The 573-nt window shown below is 56.0% G+C and carries 1 protein-coding gene; it reads right to left on the reverse strand.

Annotated features, from left to right (window positions below; genetic code table 11):
* Window positions 1–573, reverse strand: a 573-nt coding sequence (locus X738_RS80640) for an AMP-binding protein (RefSeq protein WP_156942801.1), incomplete at both ends; no start/stop codon positions are given.

Raw genomic sequence — 573 nt, forward strand, 5'->3', positions numbered from 1 at the left:
ATGTAAAGCTCCCCCACCGCCCCGAACGGCACCGGCGCGCCATGACCGTCCAGAAGATACAACCGCGTGTTCGCAATCGGGCGCCCGATATGCGGCACAACGTTGTCACTGAAGAGCCGTCCCGAGGTTGCCACGACGGTAACTTCCGTCGGGCCATAGTTGTTTATTAACTTGAGAGGCGACGGTAGCCGGGAAGGCACACGCTGGAGACGATCACCGCCAATAAGCAAATACTCCAATGTGGGATTTATTTGCTTGTCTTCTAACGCGGTTGTAGCCAGCGGCGTGACTAAAAAGGCGGTCTCCAGCGATTGATCACACCACCATTGCAGTAGAAGCAGGGGATCTCCTGCTGCTGCTCTTGGCGAGAGCAGCAATGCGCTACGATTGGATAATGCAGACCACAGCTCCCAAATGCTGGCATCGAATGCCACTCCGGCCGTGAGTGCGCAGCAGGTTTCTCGTTGCCGACAGAACGTTTGCACATGCCATGCTGTAAGATTGACCAGGTTGTGGTGCTCGACCATGACGCCCTTTGGGGTTCCGGTTGAGCCGGAGGTGTAGATCACATAA

The organism is Mesorhizobium sp. L48C026A00 (assembly GCF_000502375.1).
Taxonomy (GTDB): Bacteria; Pseudomonadota; Alphaproteobacteria; order Rhizobiales; family Rhizobiaceae; genus Mesorhizobium; species Mesorhizobium muleiense.